This is a genomic window from Paraflavitalea speifideaquila (genome assembly GCF_032395985.1).
GTDB classification, from domain to species: domain Bacteria; phylum Bacteroidota; class Bacteroidia; order Chitinophagales; family Chitinophagaceae; genus Paraflavitalea; species Paraflavitalea speifideaquila.
In genome coordinates this window covers 568,070-586,680 of sequence record NZ_CP135920.1, presented here as the reverse complement: position 1 = coordinate 586,680, position 18,611 = coordinate 568,070, and the positions used below count along the sequence as shown (strand labels likewise).

At 44.8% G+C, this 18,611-nt stretch carries 27 protein-coding genes and 1 pseudogene; 7 read left to right on the top strand and 21 right to left on the bottom strand.

Features of this window, described 5'->3' with window-relative positions; genetic code table 11:
- Nucleotides 1-35 precede the first annotated feature (35 nt).
- The 5 genes from RS881_RS04165 to RS881_RS04145 all read right to left on the bottom strand — a co-directional run bounded on the left by RS881_RS04165 (nucleotide 36) and on the right by RS881_RS04145 (nucleotide 3,206).
- Nucleotides 36-1,223: a M20/M25/M40 family metallo-hydrolase gene (locus RS881_RS04165; protein WP_315819928.1), complete on the bottom strand. Its 1,188-nt coding sequence runs from the start codon at nucleotides 1,221-1,223 to the stop codon at nucleotides 36-38.
- Between the two features lie 197 nt (nucleotides 1,224-1,420).
- Complete coding sequence (locus RS881_RS04160; protein WP_315819927.1) at nucleotides 1,421-1,591, bottom strand: LytTR family transcriptional regulator DNA-binding domain-containing protein; 171 nt, start codon at nucleotides 1,589-1,591, stop codon at nucleotides 1,421-1,423.
- Nucleotides 1,530-1,814 carry a LytTR family transcriptional regulator DNA-binding domain-containing protein gene (locus RS881_RS04155; RefSeq protein WP_315819926.1) on the bottom strand — a complete coding sequence of 95 codons (285 nt, stop codon included), beginning with the start codon at nucleotides 1,812-1,814 and terminating at the stop codon, nucleotides 1,530-1,532. The genes RS881_RS04160 and RS881_RS04155 overlap by 62 nt, the downstream gene beginning before the upstream one ends.
- Nucleotides 1,775-2,155 (bottom strand): LytR/AlgR family response regulator transcription factor, encoded by a 381-nt coding sequence (locus RS881_RS04150; protein WP_315819925.1) that lies wholly within the window; start codon nucleotides 2,153-2,155, stop codon nucleotides 1,775-1,777. The genes RS881_RS04155 and RS881_RS04150 overlap by 40 nt, the downstream gene beginning before the upstream one ends.
- A gap of 7 nt (nucleotides 2,156-2,162) precedes the next feature.
- A complete protein-coding gene (locus tag RS881_RS04145; protein ID WP_315819924.1) occupies nucleotides 2,163-3,206 on the bottom strand; it encodes a sensor histidine kinase in 1,044 nt (347 codons plus the stop codon).
- A gap of 283 nt (nucleotides 3,207-3,489) precedes the next feature.
- Between RS881_RS04145 and RS881_RS04140 the strand changes: the two genes are divergently transcribed.
- The 3 genes from RS881_RS04140 (at nucleotide 3,490) to RS881_RS04130 (ending at nucleotide 6,386) form a co-directional block, all read left to right on the top strand.
- Nucleotides 3,490-4,497: a 1-deoxy-D-xylulose-5-phosphate synthase N-terminal domain-containing protein gene (locus tag RS881_RS04140; protein WP_315819923.1), complete on the top strand. Its 1,008-nt coding sequence runs from the start codon at nucleotides 3,490-3,492 to the stop codon at nucleotides 4,495-4,497.
- Complete coding sequence (locus RS881_RS04135) at nucleotides 4,476-5,420, top strand: transketolase C-terminal domain-containing protein (protein ID WP_315819922.1); 945 nt, start codon at nucleotides 4,476-4,478, stop codon at nucleotides 5,418-5,420. Before RS881_RS04140 ends, RS881_RS04135 begins: the two co-directional genes overlap by 22 nt.
- A gap of 291 nt (nucleotides 5,421-5,711) precedes the next feature.
- The gene (locus tag RS881_RS04130) at nucleotides 5,712-6,386 is read left to right on the top strand and encodes a murein L,D-transpeptidase catalytic domain-containing protein (RefSeq protein WP_315819921.1); all 675 of its coding nucleotides are present in this window, start codon (nucleotides 5,712-5,714) and stop codon (nucleotides 6,384-6,386) included.
- Between the two features lie 140 nt (nucleotides 6,387-6,526).
- Here RS881_RS04130 and RS881_RS04125 read toward each other — a convergent pair whose 3' ends face one another.
- The 11 genes and pseudogenes from RS881_RS04125 to RS881_RS04075 form a co-directional block, all read right to left on the bottom strand.
- Entirely contained in the window at nucleotides 6,527-7,378 is an 852-nt protein-coding gene (locus RS881_RS04125) for a pirin family protein (protein WP_315819920.1), read from the bottom strand.
- A 97-nt stretch (nucleotides 7,379-7,475) separates the two neighbouring features.
- On the bottom strand, nucleotides 7,476-7,883 hold the full coding sequence (locus RS881_RS04120; protein ID WP_315819919.1) for a hypothetical protein: 408 nt from the start codon (nucleotides 7,881-7,883) through the stop codon (nucleotides 7,476-7,478).
- Nucleotides 7,884-7,903: 20 nt separating this feature from the next.
- The gene (locus RS881_RS04115; protein ID WP_315819918.1) at nucleotides 7,904-8,080 is read right to left on the bottom strand and encodes a hypothetical protein; all 177 of its coding nucleotides are present in this window, start codon (nucleotides 8,078-8,080) and stop codon (nucleotides 7,904-7,906) included.
- Entirely contained in the window at nucleotides 8,077-8,361 is a 285-nt protein-coding gene (locus tag RS881_RS04110) for a segregation and condensation protein A (RefSeq protein ID WP_315819917.1), read from the bottom strand. Before RS881_RS04110 ends, RS881_RS04115 begins: the two co-directional genes overlap by 4 nt.
- 141 nt (nucleotides 8,362-8,502) lie before the next feature.
- Nucleotides 8,503-8,697, bottom strand: a complete 195-nt coding sequence (locus RS881_RS04105) for a hypothetical protein (RefSeq protein WP_315819916.1) — start codon at nucleotides 8,695-8,697, stop codon at nucleotides 8,503-8,505.
- Nucleotides 8,694-9,506 (bottom strand): DUF3078 domain-containing protein, encoded by an 813-nt coding sequence (locus RS881_RS04100; protein WP_315825022.1) that lies wholly within the window; start codon nucleotides 9,504-9,506, stop codon nucleotides 8,694-8,696. The genes RS881_RS04105 and RS881_RS04100 overlap by 4 nt, the downstream gene beginning before the upstream one ends.
- Before the next feature lie 122 nt (nucleotides 9,507-9,628).
- Nucleotides 9,629-10,042, bottom strand: a complete 414-nt coding sequence (gene mscL, locus RS881_RS04095) for a large conductance mechanosensitive channel protein MscL (RefSeq protein WP_315819915.1) — start codon at nucleotides 10,040-10,042, stop codon at nucleotides 9,629-9,631.
- 174 nt (nucleotides 10,043-10,216) lie between these two features.
- Nucleotides 10,217-10,978 (bottom strand): PPK2 family polyphosphate kinase, encoded by a 762-nt coding sequence (locus tag RS881_RS04090; RefSeq protein ID WP_315819914.1) that lies wholly within the window; start codon nucleotides 10,976-10,978, stop codon nucleotides 10,217-10,219.
- Nucleotides 10,979-11,097: 119 nt separating this feature from the next.
- Nucleotides 11,098-11,615: pseudogene (gene frr / locus RS881_RS04085) on the bottom strand (ribosome recycling factor).
- Nucleotides 11,616-11,888: 273 nt separating this feature from the next.
- Entirely contained in the window at nucleotides 11,889-12,617 is a 729-nt protein-coding gene (locus tag RS881_RS04080; protein ID WP_315819913.1) for an MraY family glycosyltransferase, read from the bottom strand.
- Entirely contained in the window at nucleotides 12,602-12,832 is a 231-nt protein-coding gene (locus tag RS881_RS04075) for an MraY family glycosyltransferase (RefSeq protein WP_315819912.1), read from the bottom strand. The genes RS881_RS04080 and RS881_RS04075 overlap by 16 nt, the downstream gene beginning before the upstream one ends.
- Before the next feature lie 326 nt (nucleotides 12,833-13,158).
- Between RS881_RS04075 and RS881_RS04070 the strand changes: the two genes are divergently transcribed.
- Nucleotides 13,159-13,995 (top strand): transketolase, encoded by an 837-nt coding sequence (locus RS881_RS04070; protein ID WP_315819911.1) that lies wholly within the window; start codon nucleotides 13,159-13,161, stop codon nucleotides 13,993-13,995.
- An 86-nt stretch (nucleotides 13,996-14,081) separates the two neighbouring features.
- On the opposite strand, the gene RS881_RS04065 is transcribed toward RS881_RS04070, so the two are convergent.
- From RS881_RS04065 to rbfA, 5 genes are read right to left on the bottom strand one after another with little or no spacing between them, the layout of a single operon-like run.
- Nucleotides 14,082-14,699, bottom strand: coding sequence for a GNAT family N-acetyltransferase (locus RS881_RS04065; protein WP_315819910.1), 618 nt, complete (start codon nucleotides 14,697-14,699; stop codon nucleotides 14,082-14,084).
- Nucleotides 14,700-14,734: 35 nt separating this feature from the next.
- On the bottom strand, nucleotides 14,735-15,025 hold the full coding sequence (locus tag RS881_RS04060; protein WP_315825021.1) for an FtsX-like permease family protein: 291 nt from the start codon (nucleotides 15,023-15,025) through the stop codon (nucleotides 14,735-14,737).
- Nucleotides 15,015-15,653 carry an ABC transporter permease gene (locus RS881_RS04055; RefSeq protein WP_315819909.1) on the bottom strand — a complete coding sequence of 213 codons (639 nt, stop codon included), beginning with the start codon at nucleotides 15,651-15,653 and terminating at the stop codon, nucleotides 15,015-15,017. The genes RS881_RS04060 and RS881_RS04055 overlap by 11 nt, the downstream gene beginning before the upstream one ends.
- Nucleotides 15,650-16,066, bottom strand: a complete 417-nt coding sequence (locus RS881_RS04050) for an ABC transporter permease family protein (RefSeq protein ID WP_315819908.1) — start codon at nucleotides 16,064-16,066, stop codon at nucleotides 15,650-15,652. The genes RS881_RS04055 and RS881_RS04050 overlap by 4 nt, the downstream gene beginning before the upstream one ends.
- Nucleotides 16,067-16,123: 57 nt before the next feature.
- Nucleotides 16,124-16,519, bottom strand: coding sequence for a 30S ribosome-binding factor RbfA (gene rbfA / locus RS881_RS04045; RefSeq protein ID WP_315819907.1), 396 nt, complete (start codon nucleotides 16,517-16,519; stop codon nucleotides 16,124-16,126).
- Nucleotides 16,520-16,771: 252 nt separating this feature from the next.
- On the opposite strand from rbfA, the gene RS881_RS04040 reads away from it, so the two are divergent.
- The 3 genes from RS881_RS04040 to RS881_RS04030 are packed head-to-tail and all read left to right on the top strand — an operon-like array spanning nucleotide 16,772 to nucleotide 18,482.
- The gene (locus RS881_RS04040; RefSeq protein WP_315819906.1) at nucleotides 16,772-17,023 is read left to right on the top strand and encodes a hypothetical protein; all 252 of its coding nucleotides are present in this window, start codon (nucleotides 16,772-16,774) and stop codon (nucleotides 17,021-17,023) included.
- A complete protein-coding gene (locus RS881_RS04035; protein ID WP_315819905.1) occupies nucleotides 17,020-17,574 on the top strand; it encodes an ABC transporter transmembrane domain-containing protein in 555 nt (184 codons plus the stop codon). The genes RS881_RS04040 and RS881_RS04035 overlap by 4 nt, the downstream gene beginning before the upstream one ends.
- Nucleotides 17,532-18,482 carry an ABC transporter ATP-binding protein gene (locus tag RS881_RS04030; RefSeq protein ID WP_315819904.1) on the top strand — a complete coding sequence of 317 codons (951 nt, stop codon included), beginning with the start codon at nucleotides 17,532-17,534 and terminating at the stop codon, nucleotides 18,480-18,482. Before RS881_RS04035 ends, RS881_RS04030 begins: the two co-directional genes overlap by 43 nt.
- The last annotated feature ends 129 nt before the right edge of the window (nucleotides 18,483-18,611 follow it).

Genomic DNA, 18,611 nt, shown 5'->3' with positions numbered 1-18,611 from the left:
CAATAAGCACATTTCCAAATTGCTACATTACCAAATTATCTCAAGGCACTGGTGTCAACGCGTGAAGGGGTATCCTTCCCTGCTACAATGGAAGTAGAGCTCAGGGCAATCGCTTTGATGATCTCTGTCATATTCTTCATATCCAGTGTTTCAATTTCATCGTCCAGTGTATGGTAATACTTTTCGCTGTCCATTTTGGAAGTAGAAATGGTATGGGCCGGCACACCGAGCTTGGCCAGGGTAGCATTATCGGAACGATAAAACAACTGTTGCTGGGGATAAGGATCAGGATAGAATTTGAAGTCGGTTCCTTCCAGGTTTTTCTCCAGGATCTTTCCCATATCGGTTTTTTCATAGCCTGTTATATAAGCCGAATTAGTGCCCCACTTACTTTCGGTGCCAATCATTTCAATATTGAACATGGCCATTACTTTTTCAGGTTCAAACTGACGTGAAAAATGGCCCGAACCAAAACCTCCCGATTCCTCGGCGGTAAAGGCCGCAAATACAATGGTACGTTCATTATTTTTTTGCTGGGCAAAGTAATGCGCCAGCATAATAACAGCGGTAGTACCCGCGGCATCATCATTGGCGCCATTATAAATAGAATCGCCCGCTGCATTGGGTTTACCAATACCCAGGTGATCATAGTGACCAGAAAAGATCACATATTCTTTCTTCTTGCTTTTGCCGGGCAATATACCCACCACATTGGCCAATGGCATGGTAGTTACTTCCTGGTTAAACTCTATGCTGTAGGTAGCAGGGTCTTCGGTAGTAAGCACGGCAATGATATTGGAGGCGGGAGGAAAAGAAGTACCACGACGCTTTATTCCATTAAACAGGTTACGGGCGCCAGTATCTACCGCCAGCAGGTAATTACCGGGCGTTTTGGTTAGGCGTGCATACACCGGGTACAGGCTGTCCTTTGCTACGTTTAGCTTTTTATATTTGGACGATTCGGTAATCGTGAGGGCTGTTTTTGCCGTTACCCCCAGGATATCTTTCTCCTCTAATGGTTTCCCATTCAAGGTGCCTTTTGCTGAGACAAATTTGGTACGGATCATATCAAAAGACTGCAGGTATGATCCTTTGTTTACGGGCTTCAGGCCGGCCTTTTGAAACTCAGCCGCAATAAAGGCAGCTGCTTTTTCTATGCCTGGCGTAAATGGTTTACGGCCTTGCATATCATCGGCCGAAAGTATGCGCTCTACGCGCTCCACTTCGGTAACATTAATGATCTGGTCAATTGACTGTGAAAAGCCAAGGTTACTGATGACAACCAGGGCTACAGGGAAAATTACTTTTTCATCATGGGATAAATATAGCAGTTAAGGGTTAATAACACAGGGAATTTAGAAAAATACAGCCGCCGATAACGGTTAGCTATACTATATCGGGAATACAGCATCCGAAATAGTTACAGGCTCATCATTTCTTTGAACTTCACGGTTTGACGACGGCTGACCTCAATTTTTTCACCACCCTTTAACTCCAACAGTAAGCCACCATTGAAATAAGGCTCAATTTTATCGATCAGTCGGAGGTTGACAATATGCTTGCGGTTGGCCCGGAAAAAAAGTCTTCTCATCCAACCTTTCTTCCAGGGCGTTGAGTGATTTTAAGATGAGTGGCTTATTGGGACCAAAATACACTTTGGCATAATTACCCACGCTTTCAAACAAACGGATATCGGATAGTTTCACAAACCAGCATCGCTCACCATCTTTTACAAACACCTGGTCATTTTCACTAAGTATGGAGCGGTTCACATTCAGGGGCAAGGGATTGGTTTCTCCCCGCTCATCCTGCATGTGCAGTTTTTGATTGCATCTGCCAGCCGCTTGGGTTCTACTGGCTTCAACAGGTAATCCAGGGCATTTACTTCAAATGCTTTCAGTGCATATTCATCATACGCTGTAGTGAATATTACGTTGGGGGTTCTGTCCAGTTCGGACAACATATCAAAACCTGTTTTACCTGGCATTTGTATATCCAGGAATACCAGGTCGGGATTTATATGCTCTATTTTCTCAATTCCTTCGCCTGCATTGGCAGCCTCGGCCACCACTTCAATTTCAGGAAATTCCATCAGCAGTTTCTTCAGTTCATTCCTGGCAAGTCTTTCATCATCAATAATAATCGCTTTGATCATAGATCCTTTATTTTATTTCAACAGGAATTAAGATCCTTGCTTCTACCAATCCTGCGTCTACCTGTTTGATTTCAAAGTTAGCTTTTTCACCAAACAATAATTGCAGCCGGTTTTTGGTGCTGGAAAGCCCAAACCCATCCCCATTATAGTGGCCATTGAGGGAGCCTGAATTTAATACGACCAGTTCGTGGAAATCATTCTTAAAATCGGAGATCACTTTCACAATGCCCCCGCTGACCTGTTTGCCAATGCCATGTTTAATGGCATTTTCTACCAGGGTTTGCAGCATCATGGGCGGCACAGGCTGGTCCAGGGTATCCTCATCTATCTGGTATTCAATACTGAGGCGGTCTTCAAAACGAATGTATTCCAGTGCCAGGTAGTCTTTTACAATATTCAGCTCTTTTTCAAATGGCACTGTTTCCAATTTCTCGGCCTGCATACTACTACGCAGAATATTACTCAATTCGGTGATCGCATTGCGTGCACGATTGGGATTTTCATCGATCAATGCCCGGATGCTATTCAGTGCATTAAAGATAAAATGGGGGTTGATATGCGATTTGATGGTCTTTAGCTCCAATTCTTTCACCAAGGATTCCAACTTTAAGGTATCTACCTGTTGGCGACGGCTTTTCTCAATGTAATGATAGAAGTAATACAATAAGATCCAGGGGATCATGAAAATACCAATGTTGAGTACATTGGCAAACAGGCGGGTGGAAAAATCCAGTTTGTTCTTGTTCTCAAATTTGAACACTTCATAAGCGCCCAATACCAACAACCCATAAAGGATACTGGTAATGATTACGGCTGCCCCCAACCTGGTCACCATCTTTTCGATGGGCAATAAAAGCCAATTGGTTCGTTTAAGAAACTCCCGTAGAATATGGGTACTTACAATTCCTGAAACAACATAGATAAGTATCCTGTACAGGTAGGCATTTGATATTTCCTCTTTGAAGGTAAAAGCATAGAACAGCATGGAAAGGCCAACCAGGCCCCAGCCACCTATCTGGCAAAGCCAGTAATATGAATTTCTTTTCGCCATTTCAGAATTTGGGTCTTAGCAAAACTATACATTTGGATAGCCCTCCTACTGTATTTTGGATATATGGCTTAAAAGCCGGGCTATCGGCAGGTGTATAGCACCTTTTTACTGTCGATTGGACATCATTCTATTAAAAATCAATCGAATATATCAAATTGGGACTTATTATCCAACCTTGTTTTTAACTGCTTCGCCTTGCCAATCGTCCATTGGGCCTCTAAATGCCCCAATCCCTGAATTTCAACCGATAAAATAGTATTTTTGACCCATAAATTTTCTCCTAATGGAAATTGCTCCTGGCCCTTTACTCAAAATGATTGAATCACCGGCAGATGTTAAGCAGCTTAGCCGGGAACAGCTGCATCAGTTGTGTGATGAATTACGTCAGTACATCATTGACGTAGTGAGTGTTCATGGCGGTCACTTTGGTGCCAGCCTTGGCGTTGTAGAGCTTTCTGTTGCACTTCATTATGCTTACAATACACCCTTTGACCAATTGGTATGGGATGTAGGGCATCAGGCTTATGGACACAAAATATTGACGGGCCGCAGGGACAATTTCAGTAGTAACCGCAAGTACAATGGCCTTAGCGGCTTTCCCAAACGCAGTGAAAGTGAATTCGACACTTTTGGTGTAGGACATTCTTCTACTTCCATTTCTGCCGCCCTCGGTATGGCCATCGCTGCCAAACACAAGGGAGAGAACCGCAAGTCGGTAGCCATCATAGGTGATGGCGCTATGACAGCCGGACTGGCCTTTGAAGGGATGAACCATGCAGGGGTAACGGATGCGGACATGCTCATCATTCTCAATGACAACAATATGAGCATTGACCCCAATGTGGGTGCGCTCAAAGAATACCTTACTGATATCTCCACCTCGCATACTTACAACCGCCTGAAAGATGATATCTGGAAGGCGCTGGGCAAATTGCCGGTAGGTAAAAAATTTACCCGTGAAATGGCCAGTAAGCTGGAGCACAGTGTAAAAGGATTTGTAAACAAAAGCAGTAACCTGTTTGAGGCTTTGAAGCTCCGTTATTTTGGACCTATTGACGGCCACAATATTACTAAACTGGTAGATACGCTGCAAGACCTGAAAAAGATCCCTGGTCCTAAGCTGCTGCACATTATTACGGTGAAGGGCAAAGGTTATTCACTGGCCGAAAAAGACCAAACCAAATGGCATGCACCCGGTCTCTTTGATAAGATCACGGGCGAAATCTATAAAAGACCTTTGAAACCAAACAACCTCCTAAATACCAGGATGTGTTTGGACATAGCATTATAGAATTGGCGGAAAAGAACAAGAACATTTTTGGTATTACGCCTGCCATGCCATCGGGTTCCTCCCTCAAATTCATGATGGAGCAAATGCCCGATCGTGCCATTGATGTGGGTATCTGTGAGCAACATGCTGTAACACTTAGTGCCGGTATGGCTACGCAGGGCCTTAGGGTATTTTGTAATATCTATTCCTCTTTTATGCAGCGTGCTTATGACCAGGTGGTGCATGATGTAGCCATACAAAAGCTGCCTGTGATCTTTTGCCTCGACCGTGCCGGATTGGTTGGAGAAGATGGCCCTACGCACCATGGCGCCTATGACATTCCTTATTTCCGTTGTATTCCTCATATGGTGATCAGTGCGCCCATGAATGAAAGCGAACTTCGCAACCTCATGTATACGGCCCAGCTGGAAAGCAATCAACTTCCCTTTGTGATCCGCTATCCCCGTGGCGAAGGAATGATGCCCGATTGGAAAACACCTTTTGAGGAAATCGCTATCGGCAAGGGTCGTAAACTGAAGGATGGGGATGATATTGCCATCCTGACCTTAGGGCATCCCGGCAATTTTGCCACGGCGGCTATCCGCGAACTGAAAACTGAAGGCCTTAACCCGGCCCATTATGATATGCGCTTTGCCAAACCGCTGGATGAGGCACTCTTACACGAAGTGTTCAGCAAATTTGACCGGGTAATTACGGTTGAAGATGGTACTGTTATTGGAGGATTTGGCAGTGCTGTATTGGAGTTTATGGCGCAACACAATTACCGTGCTACTGTGAAAATGCTGGGTATTCCTGATCGTTTGGTAGAACATGGCACGCCCAAAGAATTACACCGCGAGTGTGGTTATGATGCGGCGGGCATTGCACAAACGGTGCGGGAGATGATGAAAGATAAAGTGACAGTGGGAACGTTATTGCAATAATAACAGCGAGCTATGAGCTACAAGCGGCGAGCTTAAAACCGAATTATATTATAAGAGGTGACACCTTTTGCTTTCGCGGCAAAGAAAAGGTATCACCTCTTTTTATTAAGGTGAGTCACCCTGCCGCGCTGCTATGCCGGGCAGCAGGGTGGCCCACCTTTGTCTATCCTGCAAAGAAAAGGTGTCACCTCTCTTTTTCTTCAAGATTTCTATCCCAATAGCTATCATGATCTTCTTTTCAGGAATCTTTAACAGCAGTTTGTAAATACTATTTTATGGAGAGGCGTTCTTATGGCATCTGATCTCTACGCCATAACCCCCATTTATGAAACGCATATTGCTAGTGGCCCTGGCCACCCTTCTGTTGTTTGTGTTAGGCAGCGCCGCCTGGTATTATTCCAAAATGAGGCCATCGGCTGCATCTCCTCATCGCATGATAATGGCCGACATAAACAAAAAGATACTGCTCAAATTAGAAAACCGGGCTGCCACTGCCAGGAATATACCAGCAAGAATAAATACAATACAGAAATTTGCATCCTGGTAGATATGAGTATTGAATCGGGTAAGAATAGGCTCTTCCTATACAACCTGAAAAATGACTCAATTACTGATGCCGGTCTGGTTACTCATGGCCGGTGTAATGAGGATTGGCTCAAAGGCCGTCGTTATGGCAATGAAGTGGGTTGTGGCTGTACCTCATTGGGAAAATACAAAGTAGGCGCTGCTTACCAGGGAAAGTTTGGATTGGCTTATAAGCTACACGGACAGGATACCACCAACAGTAATGCCTTCAAAAGGTTTGTGGTATTACATTCCCACGAATGTGTACCAGCCGCCGAAGTAGACCCCTATCCCATTTGCCAAAGCGATGGCTGCCCCACGGTATCACCCTCCTTTCTAAAGAAGATGGCCGCAACGATCGATGGATCGTCACGGCCAATATTGTTATGGATCTTTGAGTAATTTGGAAATGTGCTAATTTGAAAATTTGATAATGGAATACACCAATGCCTCTATTGCTAAAAAGCTAATTGAATATTATTGATCTGATCAATGCTTAATGCCTTTGCATTCTCAAATTTTCAAATTGCCATATTATCAAATTAGTAATCCAATACACCCATTTTGCCAATCTCATATTTCCTGATCGCCTCTTGTATCTCTTCAAAACTATTCATTACAAAAGGGCCATAACTTACTACTTTCTCTTTGATGGGCTGTCCGCCAAAAACAATGAAATCAACATCACTGGTTGCTGTAAATACCAATTGATCACCATCGATGTGGAAGTCGGCCAACTGTCCGCCTTTCACTTCTTCTCCCAGTAATTTTATCTTCCCATCCAATACATACAAAGCCGAAGAGTATGAAGGATCAATGGGCAGGGCAAATAAAGATCCGGCTTTCAATCGCACATGGTGCAGGAACATGGGCGTATGCGTAGCAATGGGTGATTCTTGCCCATTGTAACTGCCTATCAGTGTTTTTACCCATACCCCCTCCCGATTTTGTTCGGGCAGGGTAGCCGAAGTATAATGCCTGAATGAGGCATCCAGTGTTTTTTTATCGGCCGGCAAGTTGATCCACAGTTGTAATAATTGTACTGTTCCGCCTTGCCCTAAAAAAGGATCTGTAGGACCTTCTGAGTGCACAACACCATTGCCTGCTGTCATCCAGTTAATATCACCACTTCTTGCCACCTGGTCGTGCCCCTTGCTATCGCGATGAAAAAATTCACCATCCAATAAATAAGAGACCACTTCAAAACCAGCATGGGGATGCGGCGGAATCCTAACCTCCGAACCCGGTTGCAGTACATTGGGTTTCATGTGGTGGATCAGCAGGAAGGGGTCTACTTGCTTCAAAGTACGCGTAGGCAATACGTTCTTAATTTTGAATGGCCCTACGCTTTCATTGGTAGCATCGATTATTTGTGACACAGTCCTGGTAGTCATAAATACTCCTTTTTGATAACAGGTAATAAATAATAGATTCGGCGTTTAAACACCAACTATTATACCCATTGCATCCTGGCAGTATTAAGGGAGTTATTTACGCCGTTTCGTCAGCGGGTGGCTCATCAGCCGACGGTTCGTCAGCAGGAGAAGCCTCACCAAATAATCCGCCGATAGGCGCTTCATTATCAGGAGGTTCTAAGCCCAGCGTCCGGGCGTCTAATATGGGGTCTTCTTCGCGGTTTTCGTTGAATTCGAGAATGAAATTATTGCGGCCTTCCCCTACCATGAGGGTCATGTATTTCATTTGTACCAGTTCCAGCATAGAGAGGAAAAGGAAGATAGCATGGATACGATCTTCGCAGACCTCAAAGATCTTTTCAAAAGACATTACCTTTTCGCGCTTTACCGAGTTCAGCATGTGTTCCCGGCTTCCATCCATGGTGTAGTTGTACCGTACTACCGTATGCACCGGCTTGATGTTGCGCTGTTCCAGCCTTTTCATTACCTTTTCAAAGGTCTTCATCAGCTTGAATAGCGTAATGGTCTGTATTTCAGTTCCTTCACCAGTTTCTTCGCCGATGGTGGAGAGCTCTTTTGCAGGTTACCGCGTCTTACCATCAACATACGGATGGCCTCCATTTCGGCCATTTTCACAGCAGCTTCCTTATAGCGCTTGTACTCCAGGATCTTATCAATCAATTCCTGCCGGGGTCAATTTCATTACCCTGTGCATCTATTTCTTTGCGGGGTAAAAGCATTTTCGCCTTAATGCGCATCAAGGTCGAAACAAATAGAATAAACTCACTCGACAACTCAATATTCAAACCATCGCCACCATGGATATAATCCATGAAATCCTTGATGATCTTGGTAATAGGTATATTATAAATATCCAGTTCATCCCGCTCAATAAAGAATAACAGGAGGTCAAAAGGCCCTTCAAACTGCGGTAACTTGATCTGGTAACTGGATTGATTCACTGGGTATATTTTAGTAATACAAGTCAGGAAGACGGATAGACCGAAAGTCCGTAAGAAGTACACCCTTGTAGCTTCTTACGGACTTTCCGACTCGCGGTCTTTCGGACCCTTTGTGAACGACAAATGTAAGGAAATCCCTGATTAGAATTTAGCAGAAAAACCCACACCCAATAATGACCTTAACTGCACACCGGCAGCATTTTCATTGGGACCAAATTGGCGCACATCATCGTCATATATCAGATCAAAGTTATAAGTAACATTCAGGAACTTATTCACTTTCATCACAATGGCGTTTGTCCAGAACACATCCACATTTTGTGGCTTTGCGCTCACTTCGGTGATTTGTAATTGGTCGGGCCCTGTGGGGTAAAACGGTATGTTTTCAGGTAATTGGAATACAGGTCGAGACGGCTTTTAAAGGTTACATTTTTCAGTATTTCCTTATTAAAGTTGACGGATGCGTAGGCGCCTGCTTCTACCTTCACTTCACGGGCGGGATCTACGCCATAAAAGGTAGAAAGGGGTGCTTCAAAGCCACCACCATCAGGTCCCGGGTCACCGGCAGGGTAATAGTAACTCTTGGGCTGATTGGTTACAAATACCCAACGGGCGGAAATGGGAGAAAAGAAAATGCTGAAATAATCAGTAGGATGCCAGTCCAAACCGGGCGCTACCACCAGGTAGGCCGGAGCAAAAAAACCAGAGATCCTGCGTTTGTAACCTTTACCACGATAATCATAATCAAACCCGTCAGTGAATTGACTCCTGAAGTTAACTACACCGGCAACACTGACTGTTTTGGAAAGATCATAACCTGCCTTGCTGTACAGATCGATCTTATCATCGGTTTTGCGTACGCCTTGCGAGGTGGTATTGACCATGGCATAACCAAGGTCCAATGTATTATTCCAAGTGAACCGCCCGGCTCTTTTGTTCGCATACACACTTAGGTAAGCGGCTGTTGTAAAAGAGAATTTTTCGGCACCTGCTGCCCAGTTCTTACTTCCGCCCTGACCTACGTTGAGGGAAAAGACGCCGCCCTTCTTCCAGCCGGATTTATGCGAAGTGTCGGCTGCTACCTTTTCTCGGACTGGGCTTTCATATCTTTTATACTCCCATCCTGTGCCAGGGTGAACAAACAGGACACACTGAATACCGTGAGTAAAAGCGATTTTCTCATATAATTTAGTAGTTTGGTTTGCTATAAGACGCTTCTGAAGTTACTCAAAATGCCCGAGATATATAGGCATTTAAGCCTTTTTCTTTAACTCGTCGCGTATCTCGGCCAGCAATTGTTCGGTTGCGGTAGGGGTGTGGGAGCGGCGGGTGCTGCTTCCTGTTTGCGCTTCATACCATTAATAGCTTTTACCATCAGAAATATCACAAGCGCCAATAGCAGAAAATTGATGGCTACCGTAATAAAGCTTCCATAAGCAAATACAGGCCCTAACTTCTGCGCCTCGGCCAATGCCAGCCCTTTGGGAATGTCGGCCTTTAACGGCAGGTAGGCATTAGTGAAATCCGGTGCACCAATGATAGAGGCAACAATGGGCATCACAAGATCTTTAATAACCGAATCAATGATCTTTCCGAAAGCGCCGCCGATGATCACACCCACAGCCAGATCAATTACATTTCCTTTTATTGCAAACTCTTTAAACTCTTTAATGAATCCCATGGTTAGCTGTTTTAACGGTTAGAAAATTCAAAAACTATAGTAAATTAAATAATATATAATAAATAGCAATGGCAATTACTTATCTATGACAAAATTAATTTGTCGGCTTGTTGCACACTGCTCATTGAATACCTGATAAAACAGGTACACTTCTACGTATGGGGTTGTATGGTTTTAAAATCCCTGGTTGCTTTTCTTCAGCCCGGGAAATTGCATGTCCAGTTTCTTCATAGTGGCTAAGAGCATAGCAGCAATAAGGTATTCCTTGTACCAGTTCTGATCGGCAGGTACAATGGTCCAGGGAATATCATTACAGTATTCAAAGCAGTCTTCGTAAGCACTCCTGTACTCTTTCAGCAACTTTGCTTCGGCAAAGTCGTTTTCATTGTATTTCCATTGCTTGGTACGATCCTGAATACGTTCCTGCAACCGCTCCTGCTGCTCCTCTGGCGACACATGCAGGTAAAATTTAAGTATCTGGGTATTGTTGTGTTCCTGTAATAGCTTTTCAAAGTCATTGATGGCTTTCATCCGTTTACGTGCCAGTTCATCATCGATCCATTTATGTACCCGGGTGATCAGGATATCCTCATATTGGGAGCGGTTAAATACCTGCACCATGCCTTTGGCAGGAGTGGCTTCATGCACCCGCCACAGGAAATCATGGCTTAGTTCGGCTGCCGTAGGTGTTTTGAATGATTTGACAGTTGTACCCTGTGGGTTCATAGAGGTGAATACATTCCGGATAACCCCATCTTTTCCACTGGCGTCGGGTCCCTGTAAAATAACCAGTATCGCATGTTTTGATTCGGCATACAGCAGGTTTTGCAGCTCTTCCAACTCGTGTAGTATCTCCTGTGTTTTTGCCTTTGTGGTCTCTTTATCAAATTCTTTAGGTGCCCTTGTGGAAATATCTGCCAGTCTGATCCTGCCCATAGGTGGTTATTTGAGACAATTAAGGTATTATATTTTATGCTTATAAAAAAAGCTGGTATTCACACAAAAAAGCCACCCCGATACCGGGATGGCCAATATGATTTTTACATAGAAGAAAACTATACGGTCATGATCTCCTTTTCTTTTGCGGCAAGGTGTTTATCTACCAGCACAATGTATTTGTCCGTCATTTCCTGGATATTCTTCTCAGAGTCCTTGGCAAGATCCTCACTCAGGCCATTTTTTTGCAGCTTCCTCACTTGTTCAATGGCATCACGGCGGATGTTGCGAATAGACACTTTAGAATGCTCTCCCTCACCTTGTGCCGTTTTTACCAGTTGCCTGCGGCGCTCTTCCGTTAAAGGCGGCATGAACAGGCGAATAATGTTGCCATCGTTCTGGGGGTAATACCAATATTGGAGTTGATGATAGCGCGCTCAATGGGCTGCAGCATATTCTTTTCCCAGGGCTGTATATTCAGTGTACGCGCATCGGCTACCGTTACGTTACCGATCTGGTTGATGGGAGTGGGCGTTCCGTAATAATCTACTACGATCCCATCAACAATATTGGGGTTGGCCTTTCCGGCCCTTACCTTGATCAATTCAGTTTCCAGGTGGTTGATGGCCTTATCCATGCCTTCCAGCACCTGTTCTTCAATTATATTTAACTCGTCTGACATAATGTATGAATGTTGATGCGCTGCAAATGTAGGAAGAATACGGAAAAACAGGATACAGAAGACAGAATAAGAAGGTATTAGCCGTTAGCCTCTGCTTCCCATTCACCACCTGTCCCGCCTCGGGGATTGACAATGCACGATTCTGGTCCTAATTCTTCTGTTCCAGAATAGTATCCTTGGTGAGCGGCACGATCCGGGAATTCTTGTTCTCGGTCTCTACCGTCCGGGCTACAAACAGACGTGGTCTTGGGCGGGTATAGTACAAGGCAGCAATACCTGTAAAAATATGAGCACAATGGCCAATATGATCCAGGTACATCCTGAATTACGCAGGGCATAAGATGCCACAATGGCCAATAGATTGATGGTAACCAGCATTAAGGTAATGCTGCGGTGGGAAAGGCCTTTATCCAGTAATAGGTGATGTACGTGATTGCGATCCGGGCTAAAGGGAGAACGGCGGTTTACGATACGAATAGCGAATACCCTTAATGTATCCAATAAAGGGATCATCAGGATGGCGAAGCCGATAGCTGGTGAAGCAACGATGGGGTAGGGCACATTCACTGCATTGGCCACCTCAATGAACTTAACTACCAGTATGGAGTTAATAAGTCCAATTAGTAAGGAGCCCGTATCACCCATAAAGATCTTGGCAGGGTGAAAATTAAAGATCAGGAAGGCGGCCAGGCTGCCGGCCAGCGCAAAAGCCAGGATGCTATAAGCAGGCATATTTACTTGCAAAAAGTAAAAGCCAAATACAATAGAAGCCATTAAGCCAAGACTACCCGCCAAACCATCAATACCATCAATCAGGTTAAACGAGTTGATGATCACGATAACGGTAAAGTAAGTGAGCAGTAAGCTGAAAGATTCTGGCAGTTCATGAATGCCCATAAAGCCATGCATGCTTCTGATCTGGACATTGCCCTTATAAATGATCAGGAAGGCGGCCAATACCTGGCCAATAAACTTTTTATGGGCGATATAACGAGTATATCATCTTTTAGACCGAGGAAAAAGATCACAAAGCTAGCGGCCAGGAAATACTGGAATTCGGGAGAAGCGTGAAACTGGATGGCAATAAGACATGCCATCACGAAACCAGCAAAGATACCCAGACCACCGAGCGAAGGGATAGGATTCTGGTGAATCTTTCGCTCATTGGGCAAGTCGAAAAGTTTTTCTTTCCGCCACAGTAATAATTACCGGGATTGCCAAAATGTGATCGTAAAAGAAATAGCTATTGATAGTAATACATCAAACATTAGCCTGGTTTTGGTGACCAAATTTATCTACGTGCTGCTAATCAGGGCCGTTGGGGCAAATTTGGTGCCGGGAGCAAAACTACGGCCTATTTCTGAAATAACAACTTCTGTTATAGCTACTTTATTGTAAATAAGAAGGTTTGAGACATAAAAAACAATAAAAAAATGCGTCCCTCCCATGGGTCAAATGCAAATTCCTGTAGTTTTGCTTCCACATTTAAAGTTAGCTTATGCCCCCATTAAAAGACATAGCCACACAGATAAGACGCGATATAGTTAGGATGGTACATGGCGCTGCCAGCGGTCACCCAGGCGGTTCCCTGGGATGTACGGATTACTTTACTGCCCTCTACTTTAAGGTAATGCAGCACAACCCACAATTCAATATGGACGCCACCAACGAAGATGTTTTCTTCTTATCCAATGGCCATATTTCGCCCGTTTTTTATTCCACCTTAGCCAGATCTGGCTACTTTGATATCAAGGAACTGGCTACCTTCCGGAAGCTCAATTCCCGGTTACAAGGCCACCCCGCTACGCATGAGCACCTGCCCGGCATCCGCATAGCCAGTGGCTCCCTGGGGCAGGGTATGAGCGTTGCCATCGGCGCCGCCCTTACCAAAAAGTTGAATGGAGAGAAAAACGTTGTGTATTCCTTACACGGTGACGGAGAACTGGACGAAGGCCAGAACTGGGAAGCCATGATGTTTGCAGCCCACCACATGGTAGATAACCTGATATCCACTGTGGACTGGAATGGTCAACAAATTGATGGCCCTACCAAAAAAGTAATGAACCTGCTCGACCTGGGCGCCAAGTTCGACGCTTTTGGCTGGGAAGTGGTCCGCCTCGAAAAAGGCAATGATGTAGAGGCAGTAGTAGCGGCCCTGGAAAAAGCCAAAACCTTTGTAGGCAAGGGTAAACCCATTGTAATACTCATGACTACCGCCATGGGAGCAGGTGTTGATTTCATGGAAGGTTCGCATGAGTGGCATGGCATCGCCCCCAACGATGAACAACTGGCAAAAGCATTGGCCCAACTGCCTGAAACTTTGGGTGATTATTAGGGGTAGGCATCGTGAATCGGCAATCGTAAGTGTTGCGGCAAATCATAGGTGCCAGGCAAGCTGGTAAAATAAATAGCTCAAAGCTTTTAATAATAAATCCGGAATACAAACATGGTTCGTATTCCGGATTTTACATTATATACGCGTCCTGTATTTCTTCTATATTCAGTCTTCTCTCCCCTACCTGAACTTCGGATTAAACCAGGCCATGGGAATATCGGCTTCAAATCCCCCGTATCGCTAACGATCCTCCTTTCAAAGCGCCCTTCTTTCACAAAACCCAATTGCTCATAAAAATGAAGGGCCCGCTCATTGCTTTCTTTGGCCACCAGCTCAATACGCAGAATATCCGGATGACGATCCTCCACTTCTTTCAATAAGGCCTGGAAAATATTGCGGCCAATGCCATACTGCTGAAATGCCGGATGTACCACCACCGTCAAATCGCTCAGTACGTGACTAAACACCTGGGGCTCCATGCGGGAGGTATGCACTTCTGCCACCAGTTCTCCACTGATGGATTGCTGGGCTACCAGGATAATTCCGTGCGCAAGGCTTTTCTTGATAAAAGAACGAATGTAGTCGTCCGTAACCTCATGTGTTTTACGGGCTATCCCACTGCCCTGCAGGGTAACTGCATGGTACAAAGCGCGAATAGCTTCCAGGTCGTCAATGGTAGCATAGCGGATCTCAACAGGCTGCATAGATCGAATTGTTTAGGATGGATAAAAACTATAAGTCAACTTTTCAGTTCAATAGGCTGCAGCGCTGCCTTACGGGAAGGAAACCAGGAAGCTGTAAAAGCTACAATCAGTACTGTAATGACGATTAGCAGAAAATCGCCGGCCACTATTTTTACGGGGTAATAATTAATGAGGAAAGTGCCTCCTTCCAGGGGAATGAGTTCAAATTTAACCTGTGCCCAACAAAAGATAAGCGCCAGGATAATGCCGGTAAAGGCTCCAATACCCGCCAGTAGCAATCCCTCACTCAGGAATATCTTTTGGATCAACTGGTTATTAGCCCCCATAGCTTTCAATACCTGAATGTCTTTTTTGTTTTTCCAATACCAGCATGGTAAGACCCCCGATCATGGTAAAGGCCGCTACGATCAACATGAGGGTGAGAATACCATAAATAGCCCATTTCTCCAGTGTCATCACACTGTACAAACTCTTATTTTGTTCATAACGGGTTTCTACTACATATCCTTTGCCAAATATTTGCTGAATGCTTTTACCCGCAGCTGCTGCTTTGTTCTCGTCGGTTAGTTTTATTTCAATACGACTGTATTCATTGTCTTTGAACGCCAGCATTCGCCGCATGAAATTGATATTGGTAATAGCATACTTATTATCAATATCGGCCTGGATGAGAAAGGTGCCGCCAGTAATCATATTTTCAGATGCCACTGATTGATACAGGTCGGCCACATTGGCCGATTCCCCCCTGAAAATATAGGCGGTAAGCGGAAACAAGTTCTTGTCCGATTCTATATCCAGGGCGCCTTCTACTCCATTGCCCAGCACAATTACCGGTCTGTCGGCCGTACCCGTATTGTATTCACCACGAATAATATTCCCGGCTACTCCTGTGACCTCCTTATACGCATCATCCACCCCTTTCAGTTCTACCGGCACCTGAATATCGCCATTCAACAACAAGGTTTTTCTTCTATGATACCTGAATAATGCACTACATCCTTTACACCTGTCAACTGCTTTAATTGCTCCGGCGAAACGAAGAGGGTTTTATTGCCTGCCTGGGGAGTGATCAGTACATGCGGGTAAAAAGACGAATAGAGGGATTTCACCAGCCCTTCAAAGCCATTGAATACACTTAGCACCACAATGAATGCAAAGGTGATGCTCATGATAGCTACCATACTGATCCATGCAATGACATTGATGGCATTGGTAGATTTCTTTGCTTTAAAATAACGCCAGGCAAAAAGGAAGTTCATCAGGACTATTTTGAGTTTCGGATTGGCAGTTAGCACAGGCCCCTGCCCCTGCATTTCAAGCTGGCTCCACTTTAACAAGCCATTCACAATAAACCTCCGATCGCTCACAAAGCTGCCGGTTTACAGCTTATCCCATTGTGGGAGTGGTCATTCCCGATTAGTATATCACTGGCTGTCCTGCTCCGGCGGGAGGTTTCCTTCCCCTTTCTTCTCTTCATTGATCTTATTGAACAGATCTTCCATTTTGAACACATGATCCAGGGTATCATCGATATAAAATCTCAATTCGGGCATACGACGTAGTTGCTTGGCTACGCGTGCGGTAAGCTCTTTTTTGATCTCCCAGGCCCTGTCCTCGATCTTCTTCAGGGCAGCCTGCGGATCGCCTACCTGGAACAAACTAAGGTAGATACGGGCTTCCAGCAGGTCGGGCGTAACCTTTACCGTCACAATCGATACCATACCACCATTGATCATGGTGAGGCCCAGCCGTTGAAAAATGGCATTCAATTCCTCATTCAGTAACCCGGCTATTTGCTTTTGGCGTTTCCCTTCTTGCATATCATTAACGATTTTATCGTGGTAAAATTAGTTACTTTGCGCTGTTTATAGCCATTCCCGGCGCAGATTAGCACCAATAACCGATGAATTAAGTGGTGGAAAGGCAGGCAAAGGCTGATATTATTTGATCTATTTTAAAATTCATGAAGCGATTTTCAACAATTCTCTATTATCTCCGGGATCAGAAAGGGCAAATGGCGCTATACCTCTTTACAACCTGATGTCCATCGTTTTTCACTTGTTTCCCTCACCATGCTGGCTCCCTTTCTCCAGATACTCTTCGGATTGGATAAAGATGCTCCTACAACTGCTCCTGATGTTTCTATCACATCCTTCGATGTGTTGGATTACCTGAAATACTTACTGAGAAATCTCATCGATACCTATGGACACTCAAGAGCCCTGGCAGCAGTTTGTATTACCGTAGTACTGGCCATCTTATTCAAGAACCTGTTCTTATACCTCTCCTACCGGGTAATTATCCCCTCCGCAACCGGATTATGACACGTTTCCGGGCAGACCTGTATGATAAGATACTGCGCTTACCCATCGGCTACTTTACCGAGCAGCGCAAAGGCGATATCATGTCACGGATGAGTAATGACATGAACGAAATTGAATGGAGCGTTATTGGCACCATGGAAGGCCTGATCCGTGAGCCATTGACCATCCTCATTTTCCTGGGTGTATTGTTCTATTTAAGTCCATTACTGTCTTTGTTCTTACTGATATTGCTGCCGCTTACCGGCTTTATCATAGGCCGTATCAGTCGAAGCCTCAAAAAACAATCCTCGGTTTCCCAGGAACAGCAGGGGCATCTTCTTTCCATACTCGACGAAACACTGGGCGGCTTACGGGTTATTAAGGCCTTCAATGCCGAAAAGTTATTACGTTCCCGTTTCTTTAGCACCAACACTTTCCTCAATAATATACGGGTGAAAATGTCTTTCCGCCGTGACCTCGCTTCGCCTATGTCGGAATTTATGGGCGTGCTGGTGCTTAGTTGTATATTATGGGTAGGTGGTCAACTGGTATTGGGGGCAAAGGAGGATTGAATCCCGAAGGATTTATCATTTACATCGTATTCTTTACCCAATTGATCAATCCTTCCAAGGCCTTATCTACTGCTTTTTACAACGCCCAGCGTGGTACAGCCGCCATTCAGCGCATTGAGGAGATACTGAAGGCTCCCCTGGCTGTAGAAGAAGCCACTGATCCCAAAACACTCACTACCTTCCACAAGAACATTGAGTTCCGCAATGTAACCTTCAAATACGAAGACGTTACCATCCTCGATAATATCAACCTAACCATAGAAAAAGGCAAGACCATTGCCCTGGTAGGGTCATCCGGCGCCGGTAAATCTACCCTGGCCGACCTGGTTCCCCGATTTCATGACGTAACCAGTGGCGAACTGCTGATTGATGGTATCAATATCAAAGAATATTCCCTGCTTTCCCTGCGGGATCAGATGGGGATCGTAACCCAGGAACCTATTTTGTTCAATGATACCATTGCCAGTAATATTGCCCTGGGCAATCCGGTGGCTACCATTGATGAAATTGAACAGGCAGCCCGCATTGCCAATGCCCATGATTTCATTATGCACAAGGACGAAAATTACCAAACCAATATTGGAGATCGCGGCGGCAAGTTAAGTGGCGGCGAACGTCAGCGTGTTACCATTGCCAGGGCGGTATTGAAAAACCCGCCTATCCTGATCCTGGATGAAGCTACTTCCTCCCTTGATACGGAAAGTGAACGCCTGGTGCAGGATGCTATTAATAAAATGATGGAAAACCGCACCAGTATCGTCATTGCCCACCGCCTGAGTACCATCCGCCATGCCGATGAGATCATTGTACTCCAAAAAGGCAAGATCGTAGAACGCGGTACGCATGACCAATTACTCGAATGTGACGGCTTTTACAGGAAACTGGTGGAGATGCAGGAAGTGAAGTAGGGGGAAATCAGGTAAGAAGTGAATGTGAAACGCGAGACTTATACTTCAAAAAAATTATCCGAAATAGCTTAAAAGAAAAAGCAACACTTCAGGGTATTGCTTTTCTTTAATTAGAAGTCTTTACATTAT

Bases quoted from the DNA above. Each gene is read 5' to 3' on its own strand.
- RS881_RS04035 (WP_315819905.1), top strand. From the start codon at position 17,020: ATGACACGTTTCCGGGCAGACCTGTATGATAAGATACTGCGCTTACCC.
- RS881_RS04130 (WP_315819921.1), top strand. From the start codon at position 5,712: ATGGCATCTGATCTCTACGCCATAACCCCCATTTATGAAACGCATATT.
- RS881_RS04125 (WP_315819920.1), bottom strand. From the start codon at position 7,378: ATGACTACCAGGACTGTGTCACAAATAATCGATGCTACCAATGAAAGC.
- RS881_RS04120 (WP_315819919.1), bottom strand. From the start codon at position 7,883: ATGAAAAGGCTGGAACAGCGCAACATCAAGCCGGTGCATACGGTAGTA.
- mscL (WP_315819915.1), bottom strand. From the start codon at position 10,042: ATGGGATTCATTAAAGAGTTTAAAGAGTTTGCAATAAAAGGAAATGTA.
- RS881_RS04140 (WP_315819923.1), top strand. From the start codon at position 3,490: ATGGAAATTGCTCCTGGCCCTTTACTCAAAATGATTGAATCACCGGCA.
- RS881_RS04150 (WP_315819925.1), bottom strand. From the start codon at position 2,155: ATGATCAAAGCGATTATTATTGATGATGAAAGACTTGCCAGGAATGAA.
- RS881_RS04155 (WP_315819926.1), bottom strand. From the start codon at position 1,814: ATGCAGGATGAGCGGGGAGAAACCAATCCCTTGCCCCTGAATGTGAAC.
- rbfA (WP_315819907.1), bottom strand. From the start codon at position 16,519: ATGCAAGAAGGGAAACGCCAAAAGCAAATAGCCGGGTTACTGAATGAG.
- RS881_RS04065 (WP_315819910.1), bottom strand. From the start codon at position 14,699: ATGCAGCCTGTTGAGATCCGCTATGCTACCATTGACGACCTGGAAGCT.
- RS881_RS04160 (WP_315819927.1), bottom strand. From the start codon at position 1,591: ATGAGAAGACTTTTTTTCCGGGCCAACCGCAAGCATATTGTCAACCTC.
- RS881_RS04070 (WP_315819911.1), top strand. From the start codon at position 13,159: ATGCCCCCATTAAAAGACATAGCCACACAGATAAGACGCGATATAGTT.
- RS881_RS04030 (WP_315819904.1), top strand. From the start codon at position 17,532: ATGGGTAGGTGGTCAACTGGTATTGGGGGCAAAGGAGGATTGAATCCC.
- RS881_RS04090 (WP_315819914.1), bottom strand. From the start codon at position 10,978: ATGGGCAGGATCAGACTGGCAGATATTTCCACAAGGGCACCTAAAGAA.
- RS881_RS04060 (WP_315825021.1), bottom strand. From the start codon at position 15,025: ATGGGGGCTAATAACCAGTTGATCCAAAAGATATTCCTGAGTGAGGGA.
- RS881_RS04145 (WP_315819924.1), bottom strand. From the start codon at position 3,206: ATGGCGAAAAGAAATTCATATTACTGGCTTTGCCAGATAGGTGGCTGG.
- RS881_RS04040 (WP_315819906.1), top strand. From the start codon at position 16,772: ATGCTGGCTCCCTTTCTCCAGATACTCTTCGGATTGGATAAAGATGCT.